Genomic DNA, 9,471 nt, shown 5'->3' with positions numbered 1-9,471 from the left:
AAAATCTGATTGGAGAATACTTCTACATCACATACCGAAAACCCTTTAAAGCAGAAAACATCTCCCTAGGATTTCAGGGAGACGTAAGTAGTAACCGCGGGACGGTCCTATTCGCTCTGCCCGGGGTGTTTCCGGACGAATAAGTACGCGGGACGGGCTTATTTAGACGCCCCCGAGTCGATGGAGAATCCCCCCTGCGCCTTGTTCGCCGATTACCTCTCACAGCAACTTGTTTGGCTTACGGGATAGACTCCCCGCTTTGCTGCTGCGGAATGATAAGCGAGACGCGCGTGCCTTGGCCCGGAACGGAATGAATGTGAAGCTCGCTCCCAATCGCCCGTGCCCGCTCTTCCATGCTGAACAGACCGACGCCTTCCTTGCTGCCGTCCCGAACAAAGCCTTTGCCTTGGTCCTCGATCGACACTTGAACATGGGAGTCGTTATCCCGAACGTCGACGGACGCTTCCGATACGTCGGCATAACGGCCGACGTTCGTCAGAGCTTCCTGAATGACGCGATAGATGGTCGTCTCCTCTTGAATGTTCAGCCTCTTTTTCAAGTTGGAGGAAAATGCGACCTGAATGCCGTAATGCTTGGAGTAGGTGTCCAAATACGTGCGCAGCGCAGGGATGACGCCTAGATCGTCCAGTACGGAAGGCCTCAGCTCCCAGGCGAGCCCGCGTACGTCCGCCATCAGGTTCGCGATCTGCTCCCGCACTTTGTTCAAATGATCGTAAGCGCCGCTAGACAGAACCGCATCGACGGAAATAAGCAGAGAGAACAGGCTTTGCCCGATTCCATCGTGCAAATCGCGCGAGAAGCGCCGCCTTTCCTCTTCTTGAATGCGCATCATCTGCGAGAGCAGCAGCTGCAGCTCTTCCTCGGCTTGCCTGCGCGCCGTCACCTCATGACGGATAGACAAATATTGATACGGCTTTCCCGCTGCATTCAGGAAAGGAACGATCGTCGTGTCGACCCAATAGTAGTTTCCGTTTTTGCCGCGGTTTTTAATCTCGCCCTTCCAGACGCTGCCCGAGCCGATCGTACGCCACAGCTCTTTCATAAACTCCTTGCCATGGTGACCCGAATTGATAATCCGATGATCCTGCCCCATCAATTCTTCGCGCGAATAGCCGGAGATGGCGCAGAACCGGTCGTTGACATACTGGATTTTGCCCGTACGGTCGGTTATCGCGACGATCGACGCCTCGTCCAGCGCGTACTTCAGATCGGACAGCTGCTTAAGCATAATCTCGTGCGAGCCGTTTTCCGTCCATCCGTATTTTCCGTAATCATGCGTCAAAATTCAGCAGTCCTTTCTTCATCGCGAACTTGACCAGATCGGGCCTCGTTTTAAGATTAAGCTTATCCATCAAGTTGCTCTTGTGCGACTCGACCGTTTTGACGCTGATGATCAACTGCTCGGCAATATCTTTGTTTGTGTAGCCCTGCGCGACTTTGGCGAGAATTTCCCGTTCTCTCTCGGACAACGATTCGTACGCCCCCCCGTCGCCTCCGCCGTTCTTCAGCTTATCCAAATATTCGCTCATCAGCCTTTTGGTCGCGGTCGGGTGCAAATACGCATTGCCCTCCGCCACATGGCGAATCGCGCTGACCATCTCTTCATGCGGCGCGCTCTTGAGCAAGTAACCGGAAGCTCCCAGATGGATCGCCCGGAACAAATATTCTTCGTCGTCATGCATCGTCAAAATCAATACGGCCGCGCTCGGAAGCACCTTCTTCAGCTCGGCGGTCGTGCTCAGCCCGTCCTTGCCGTGCGGCATGCTCAGATCCATCAGCACGACGTCGGGGCGGCACTCCAGCGCTTTGGCAATCGCTTCTTCGCCTTCGGCCGCTTCCCCTACCACTTCCATATCCTCCTTGGCGCTAAGCAGCATCGCCAGGCCGGATCGAACGACGGCATGATCGTCGACCAGCAAAATTCGGATCATTCCCCCGCCTCCTGATCAAAATCGGACTTTATATACAAACTTTTATACCGCTATCATAACAAATCCTGAAACCATTCGGCTATCTCGGCGGCGACTTTCGTCACGGTTTCGCGTTCAGGCTGGCCGTACGCTCTCTTCGTCCGATTTCCCGCCAGCAATATGCCGACGATGTCCGATCCCGCCATAATGGGGGCGGCGTACGCGGATTGCAGCCCCTCCGTCAACAGAATCGAATCGGCGCGCTTCTTGGCGTTGCCGCTGTCCCAGACGAGCCCGCGTCCCACTTTGATAACCTCGCCTTCAATCCCTTGTCCGTACCCTATGCTAATGTAAGAATAGCGATTGTTTAAGTTGCCGGACGCCCATCTCCAACGGGCGCTTCGTTCCCTCCGATCAATAACGGCGAGTGCCGCCAGATCGCTGTCCAACGCTCCCCTTACCCCTTCGAGCACTCCCTGAATCTGTATATCCCTCGTTCCCATGCGGCATTCCTCCGTTCGGATCCTCACTCATCTTCTATTGTAACTAGCCTGCCCCTGCTTGTAAGTCAGGGAATCCCCTGAAAGAGCGCGGGAGAATCCCCCATCTTTGCCTCAGCCGCCCGATTTCCCGCCTTTCCGCCCCGTCTGCGCTACCTGAATTCATGATTTAACGAAGCTTCGGCGCATATTTTGCGCGTTTTTTTACGCCAAATGTGATTTTCCTCACAGAAAAATAGGGGAATTCCCTTTATGCAATTCAGCGTATTCCCGGATAACATTCATTTCCTGCACGAGGTACGATAGAGGTAACAGAACGAGGGGAGATGGCAGCGATGGGCAGCAATGGGCTGGCAATTGCGATGACAAATGAACGGACGGGGACAGGGACGAGGGCATGCCCCGGTCATATGGGGATCGCAAACTTCTGCGAGCCTAAGCAGTTCGCGCTTCTGGAAAGCATCATGGTTCCCATCCGGGTCCCCGCTGGCGGATTCCTGTTCTGGGAAGGCGACGAAGCGGATCACGCTTACTACGTTCGCAGCGGAAGAGTCAAACTGCGCAAATCGACGGAAGACGGCAAGGAGTACATTCTGTCGATCCTTAAGGCCGGAGATATGATCTGCGAATTCGCGGCAGGACATATGAGCCTCCAATACGCTTTTACCGCCGAAGTGACGGACAACGCCGAGATCGGCGTCATCCATCGGCAGGATCTCGAGGCCGCCATGCGTCAGGACGGCGAGCTAGCGTTCGGATTTATGGCATGGATGGCTTACAACCACCGGGTTACGCAATCGAAATTCCGCGATCTGCTGCTCTTCGGCAAGCCGGGGGCACTGGCTTCGACCTTGATTCGCCTCAGCAATTCGTTCGGCGTTATGGAACCGTACGGAATCCGTATCGATATGAAGCTGACCCACGCGGAGCTGGCCGATTTTATCGGGGCGACGCGCGAAAGCGTCAATCGGATGCTGAACGAATTCAAAGAAAAGGACATTCTCGATTTCCGCTACGGCAAAATCATCATCCGCAGTCTCGGCGCGCTGCAAAATATCTGCCGCTGCAATACGTGCCCGACTTGCCCTGAAGAGATTTGCCGAATATAAAAAGGTATGTAGGTTGAACCCTTGAAGGCGAGGGACATTCCCTTTCTCCATTTCATTCGGTTGTCCTTCGGTGTATCTCTGGGTTCAACATTTAACGAATAAACAAGGCATGCGGCCTCCTTCGAGAAAAGGAGACGCATGCCTTAGCGGTTTCTATACAACAATTTACTCGCCGGACGAAATCCGTTTCACCGTGAACGACGTCAGCCCGCCGTTTGCGTTATGCAGGCCTACGACGACGTAAACGTTCTTGCCGTCGAACAATCCGCCCGGCAGATCGTCGAGCTCGCCGCCGGTATCCAGCCTCGTTCCGTTAACATAATAGCCCCACTTGCCGCTGACCGCGTCCCGTTTTAAGCGGATAGCGAAAGCCTCGCCGACATCGGCGTCCAACGTCTTGACCATGAGCGTCCGCTGCATCGATCCTCCGCCGAAATCGGCATATCCGTCCACCTGAGCCTTCAAGACTCCGCCGTCGTTGCGAAGCAGCGTCACGACGCCTCCGGGATCAAGCGTATTGAAAATGTTGAAAAATTTCTTGCCGTCCAGAAAGCTCAAGCTTACCCAGGCATCCTGCAGCGCTTCATCGGCTAACTCGCCAATCTCCATCTCCACCTCGATGTCGTCCGCATAGACAGGGCGGTTGAAGATCCCGCCGAACGCTCCGCCTCCCTGCCCGTCTACATAATACTTGGCGTCTCCGACAAACGTCAGCCCGCCGCCCGAGTTAGCCACTGCTCCGTCCCGAACCGCTCCGCCGGCATCCTGCCCGCCTAGAATCGTCCAATCCGCGGCTTCCGGCTCGAACGTGACGACCATGCCCTGGCGTCCCGCGAACGTGAGATCGGCAGTCAGACGACCGTTCTTCGTCTTGAGCGGCAACGGCACGACGCTGCCCGTGAGCGGGTCCCAGATCCGCGCCCGTTCCAGGGAAACGTTAAAGCTGGCCTCGAACTGGGCCGGATTTTCCGACGTGTTGACAATTAAATAAGCGTAGGAGTCCCCGATCTTCTGTTTGCGGTAGATGATGGCCGAATCGGGCTGATCGAGCGCGAAGTCGGGCTCGATCGCCGCCTTCACCGCAGCCGGAATCGCGGACTCTCCTACAACCGAAGTCACGTTCGGATGCGCGAGAAGTCCGTCGTACGCATCCTGGATGTCTCCGGCTGTCGTTCCCCGCTCGCCAATGACGTTTCCGCTGTCCAGCATAACGATGGCTACGCCCGCATCCGCCAGCGTCTCCAGCTTGTCCAGTGCCGATTCGCTCATGACAGACACGCGGGGAACGACCAGCGTCCGGTAAGCCGAACCGTCAGCGGTAACCAGCTTGCCTTCCGCCGTGCCCGCCTCCAGCACGCTCTCTTCATCTACATAATCGAAGTCGAGCTGACTTCCGACAAGCTGGAGCGCCGTCTGCTTCAGGCTCTCGCTAACATCCACCGCTCCCGGTGCGAAATCCTCCGCATGAATCGACTGCGGCGGGAGCGTATGGGCCCACACGCTCTCGATCGGATAATACAGCGCGGTCTCGGCGACCGATTTGCCTCCGTCCAGCAAGTAGCCGAGCCGACCGACATAATCGGTGAACAGCCGGTTATCCGCATTCGACATCTGGGTGTGCACATAATACGAGGTAAACGTGTCGACGCCGTACGCGAACTGAACGGCAATCGAGCCGAGCCGGCCGGTTATGCCCGCCTCCGAGCCGTCGAAAGCGTTCGAGATTTCGCTGTGCACATGCGGCTTACCCTCGTGCTTGGCGACGGAGCTGGCCAGCTTCGCCGTCGTAACGCCCCACACCTTGGCGATCCAGGGGTAAGCGGTCAGCAGATCGATACCCGGATAGTCCATTCGCCTATAAATCGACATCAGGTTGCCTTCGAATACGGCGTGGTGGAACAAATCCTCCTCCAGCAGAAGGTGGCCGGTGCAGGCGACGCCCTTGTCCGTGCAGAAGCCTTGCAGCGTGCCGAAGTAATTGTCCTCCAGCAGCTCCGACAGCGTCCGATAAAAGTCCCAGCGAACCTGCTTCGCCTGAGCGTCGTCCCCGCCTGCCAAATACGGCAAGAACGGATACAAATCATAACCGCGCTTCAGCTCGAAATCGTCCAGCAGCGCGTTGCCCCAGTTCAGGGAAGGCAGCAGCGGCACGTTCGGATCGGGCACGTCGCGGACAAGCGGCGTAACCGGCGGCGGATCCAGATAGGTGCCGAGCAGGGAAGGCTCGTCGGTGAAAAAGGCTTCGATTCCGTTGCCGAAATAGGAGCCCAGACGCTCAAAATACTGCTCGTGCGTCCAGTCGACAAACGTTTCCGCCGCCTCCTTTTCCAACAGGTTGACGTATCTGCGCTGCTCGAACCAGTTGTTGGCGGCATGCGAGCCTTCATAGAACGGCTTTTGAACCATGTAAAAAACGACGCGATCGCCGGCGGGAGCGCTCCAGTTCAAGCTGCCTCCCGCGTCGAGAAACGGACGTAGATCGGTCATCGTCGCGGCGGAGAAATTATCCCTTGTTCCCTCATAAGCAGCCGCCAGCACTACCTCGCCGTGTCCGGTCGGATGAGGGATGGTGATCGTTTCGCTGCCCGACGTCTCCCGGACGATCGTCGCCAGTCCCTGCGCTTCCAGATCCGGGCGCTCACGCAGCACGATGCCGCCCGCTCCCCCGCTCGGATAACCCTCCTCGTCATAAATCCACATTCGGAGCCCGGCCTCGTCGATGGCGTATTCGACGTTATCGACAAGCGTGTTCCAGTTCGTCTCCGACTCCAGGTAGTCGGAATACGGCACATTCGTCACGATGCCTCCGTAGCCCAAATTCTTCAGATCGTCGATCATCGAAGTCGTCAGGTTATCGTGGATAATGCGCAGCGGCCGATATTGCAGCGGCGGATTGGCGAAGATCCTCTCGTTAAATACCTTCTGTCCGTCCGTCTCCGGTTCGTACTGCGCGCCGCTGGAAATCCGACTTACCCGGAACGACGTCTCATGCCCATTCACGTTGTGGACGCCGACAACAACATAGACGTCCTTGCCGGCAAACAGACTGGCCGGCAGATCGACGAGCTCGCCGCTGCCGTCGAAGCGAACGCCGTTGACGCTGTAATGCCAGCGCCCCGCGAAATCCCGCTTCAACCGCAGCTCAAGCTTCTGGCCAACGGCAACGCCTGTCGTTTTATTCAATAGCGTCCGATGATTCGTCGCGCCGAACGGAGCGTATCCGTCCACTTGGGCGCTTACGATCCCTCCGTCGTTGCGAAGCAGCGTCACGACGCCTCCGGGATCAAGCGTATTAAAAATGTTGAAAAACTTCTTCGCATCCAGGAAGCTCACGCTGACCCAGGCGTCCTCCACCGCTCCGTCGGCAAGCTCCTCGATCGTCAGCTCCACACGGATGTCGCTTGACTTGACGGGACGGTTGTAGATGCCGCCGAACGCTCCGCCTCCCTGCCCGTCTACGTAATACTTCGTTTCTCCCGAGAACGATACGCCGTCCTGATCGCATGTCAGATCGCCCGTCTTCGGCTGTTCGTTCGTGTCATGGCCGACCAGCTCGGTCCAGTCGCATAATCCGTTCGCACCGGCGGCCGCCGGAAATACCGGCAGAAACGATGCGATCGTCAACACCGCAAGCATAAGCTTTAATCCTCTCATTGCCAGCCCTTCTTTCCTATATAGAATGGGAAAGCCGCTAAAGCTTAATGGAAGTGGAAAGCAAGCCTTGGATATAGTAGCGATTCGTAAAGCTGAACAGCAGCAGGAGCGGCAGGGAAGCGACCACGTAGCCGCCGAACGTGACCGGCAGATTCGTAGAATACTGTCCGGTGAACGTAATGATCAGTCCCGCCGCGATCGTCAGCAGATTGTAGTCGTTGATCGTGATCATCGGCCACAGAAAATCGTTCCAAACGCCTACGATCTGCATGATGGCCAGCGTCCCCATGATCGGCACGCACAACGGAAGCGCGATTTTATAGTACAGCTTGAAATCGTGCGCGCCGTCCATCTGGGCCGCCTCGAAGAAATCCTTCGGAATTCCCTCGAAAAACGAGCGAAGCAGAAACACTCCGAAGATCGGGCCACCCGTCGCAATGGGCAGAATAAGCACCGCGTACGTATCGAGCAATCCGAACGTCTTGTAGAGCATATAGCCCGGCACCAGCGTAAGCACGCCCGGAATCATCATCAGGGCAATGACCGAGAAGTACAGCACGTTCCGCCCGAAAAAGCGCATACGCGCGAATGTAAAAGCGGCGAGCGAAGCGATCGCCAGCATCAGCGTCGTGCCGACTCCCGCCACCAGAACCGTATTCAACAAATACCTCCACGTTCCGAGAAACGCGGTCCGAAAGTTGGATACGCGCAGCGGAAGCGTCGGATACCATTTACTCGTCATGAACGTCAAATCCGTCTTGAACGCCCCCCACAAGGTGAGCAGCAGAGGGTACAGCATAATCGCGATCAGAATGATGACGATCGTATGCAGCACCGCCTGCGATAAATGTCTGGCTATCGGCATGCGTTCGCTCCCCTTACGTATTCGAATCCGACTTCATCATCCGGAACGCCAGCAGGCTGAGCAAGAAAATTGCGGCGAACATAACCGTGCCGATCGTCGACGCGTAGCCCATCCTTCCGGCGGTAAAAGCTTCAATATACATGTAGTAACCCGGCACATAGGTAGAGTAGCCGGGACCGCCGCTGGTCAGCACGATCTGAATGCCGAAGTCCTGAAGTCCGGAGATGATGCCGAAAATAAGAAAAAACCGAATTTGTCCCATCACATGCGGGATGTCGATCGACCAAATCCGCCTCCAGACGCTCGCCCCGTCCAATTGCGCCGATTCGATCACCTCTGTTGAGATGTTCATCAGGCCGGCCATATAGATCAGTACGCTTGTGCCGCCGATCCAGGGAAAACCCATGAACACAATGCTCAGGATGACCAGTCCGGGATCGCCGAGCCAGTGGATGACCGCATCGGGCTCGGCCAGGCCGAACGCCTTCATCAGGCCGATCGCCAGACCCGAGGTCGGGTCGTAGATGAACTTCCAAATCAGCAGGCTGACGACGCCGGGAGCGACGATCGGCAGTAAAATCAGAATGCGGTAGATCGACTGCATCTTTTTCTTCGTCACCGAAAAAATCATCTCCGCCATAATCAGCGGCACGACGATGCCGATCAGCAGGCGGGGAATCAGGATAAGAAAAGCGGTCGGAATCGAGTTCAGGAACACCTGGTCGCGAAACAGCTCCCGATAATTGCCCCATCCGATGAACTCCGCTTTCCCCACGCTGTCCCAGTCGAAGAACGAATGATAGATCCCGCTAAGCGGAGGAAAATAGCAGAATACAAGCAGCCCCACAAACAGCGGGGACAGAAACAAATAAGCTTTGCGGCTCTTCCAGATTTCCGCATACAGCGTTCTCATAGGCATAGCCTTCCTTTCCGTGCGGAGACGTCCGCGGTCCTACTCGCCGAAGATGTTGTCCAGGCTGTGCTCGCTTTTCGTCTCCTGCTCGGGCTGAACGAGATCGAGCTCTACCGTAAGTTTTGTATTGATCTCGATAAATACCGAATTGGACTCGTCGATAATGTCGATTTTGACTTTCCTTACCGGCTGAAGCTTGCTGGCCTTATAAGGATAATAGGTATATTCCGCTTCCCCGTCTGCGTTCGTGCGCATCCGGTTCGAGCTGAACAGCCCGCCGTTGCGAGGCAGTCCGAACAGGATATGCCCCTCCACGGGAAGGCCTTTGCCATCCAGCAGCCGAACCTTGAGCTTTACCGGAGACTGACCGTCCGCCGGGGCCGGCTGCGGCGACAGCTCGACGATCTCCAACTTGAATTCGGTCGAACGGTAGTAATCGAAACCGACAAGAAGGGCGACGGTCAGAACGACCGCGATCCAGATCCATAGTTTTTTCATG

General features: G+C 56.3%; 8 protein-coding genes. 1 reads left to right on the top strand and 7 read right to left on the bottom strand.

The features are described from left to right. Positions 1–238 precede the first annotated feature (238 nt). Genes DFP98_RS37910 through DFP98_RS37900 form a run of 3 tightly spaced genes read right to left on the bottom strand, consistent with a single transcriptional unit; the run spans position 239 to position 2,434 of the window. Positions 239–1,249: a sensor histidine kinase gene (locus tag DFP98_RS37910; protein ID WP_116065843.1), complete on the bottom strand. Its 1,011-nt coding sequence runs from the start codon at positions 1,247–1,249 to the stop codon at positions 239–241. Positions 1,250–1,292: 43 nt separating this feature from the next. After that, a complete protein-coding gene (locus DFP98_RS37905; RefSeq protein WP_116065841.1) occupies positions 1,293–1,952 on the bottom strand; it encodes a response regulator in 660 nt (219 codons plus the stop codon). Positions 1,953–2,005: 53 nt separating this feature from the next. After that, complete coding sequence (locus tag DFP98_RS37900) at positions 2,006–2,434, bottom strand: GAF domain-containing protein (RefSeq protein WP_116065840.1); 429 nt, start codon at positions 2,432–2,434, stop codon at positions 2,006–2,008. Between the two features lie 332 nt (positions 2,435–2,766). Here DFP98_RS37900 and DFP98_RS37895 point away from each other — a divergent pair, with 332 nt between their 5' ends. Beyond that, the gene (locus tag DFP98_RS37895; RefSeq protein WP_181918188.1) at positions 2,767–3,540 is read left to right on the top strand and encodes a Crp/Fnr family transcriptional regulator; all 774 of its coding nucleotides are present in this window, start codon (positions 2,767–2,769) and stop codon (positions 3,538–3,540) included. Positions 3,541–3,705: 165 nt separating this feature from the next. On the opposite strand, the gene DFP98_RS37890 is transcribed toward DFP98_RS37895, so the two are convergent. Genes DFP98_RS37890 through DFP98_RS37875 form a run of 4 tightly spaced genes read right to left on the bottom strand, consistent with a single transcriptional unit; the run spans position 3,706 to position 9,470 of the window. Then, positions 3,706–7,194 (bottom strand): glycosyl hydrolase, encoded by a 3,489-nt coding sequence (locus tag DFP98_RS37890; RefSeq protein WP_116065838.1) that lies wholly within the window; start codon positions 7,192–7,194, stop codon positions 3,706–3,708. Between the two features lie 37 nt (positions 7,195–7,231). Beyond that, complete coding sequence (locus tag DFP98_RS37885; protein ID WP_116065837.1) at positions 7,232–8,059, bottom strand: carbohydrate ABC transporter permease; 828 nt, start codon at positions 8,057–8,059, stop codon at positions 7,232–7,234. A 13-nt stretch (positions 8,060–8,072) separates the two neighbouring features. Next, a complete protein-coding gene (locus DFP98_RS37880) occupies positions 8,073–8,972 on the bottom strand; it encodes a carbohydrate ABC transporter permease (RefSeq protein ID WP_181918187.1) in 900 nt (299 codons plus the stop codon). 39 nt (positions 8,973–9,011) lie between these two features. Further along, positions 9,012–9,470 (bottom strand): Ig-like domain-containing protein, encoded by a 459-nt coding sequence (locus tag DFP98_RS37875; protein WP_116065835.1) that lies wholly within the window; start codon positions 9,468–9,470, stop codon positions 9,012–9,014. Between the last annotated feature and the right edge of the window lies 1 nt (position 9,471).

The sequence above is a fragment of the Cohnella phaseoli genome, from assembly GCF_003386235.1.
GTDB classification, from domain to species: Bacteria; Bacillota; Bacilli; order Paenibacillales; family Paenibacillaceae; genus Cohnella; species Cohnella phaseoli.
This window is presented reverse-complemented; position numbering and strand designations above follow the sequence as displayed.

Coding starts and splice junctions, on each gene's coding strand:
- DFP98_RS37910 (WP_116065843.1), bottom strand. CDS start 1,249: ATGCTTAAGCAGCTGTCCGATCTGAAGTACGCGCTGGACGAGGCGTCG.
- DFP98_RS37905 (WP_116065841.1), bottom strand. CDS start 1,952: ATGATCCGAATTTTGCTGGTCGACGATCATGCCGTCGTTCGATCCGGC.
- DFP98_RS37900 (WP_116065840.1), bottom strand. CDS start 2,434: ATGGGAACGAGGGATATACAGATTCAGGGAGTGCTCGAAGGGGTAAGG.
- DFP98_RS37895 (WP_181918188.1), top strand. CDS start 2,767: ATGGGCAGCAATGGGCTGGCAATTGCGATGACAAATGAACGGACGGGG.
- DFP98_RS37890 (WP_116065838.1), bottom strand. CDS start 7,194: ATGAGAGGATTAAAGCTTATGCTTGCGGTGTTGACGATCGCATCGTTT.
- DFP98_RS37885 (WP_116065837.1), bottom strand. CDS start 8,059: ATGCCGATAGCCAGACATTTATCGCAGGCGGTGCTGCATACGATCGTC.
- DFP98_RS37880 (WP_181918187.1), bottom strand. CDS start 8,972: ATGAGAACGCTGTATGCGGAAATCTGGAAGAGCCGCAAAGCTTATTTG.
- DFP98_RS37875 (WP_116065835.1), bottom strand. CDS start 9,470: ATGAAAAAACTATGGATCTGGATCGCGGTCGTTCTGACCGTCGCCCTT.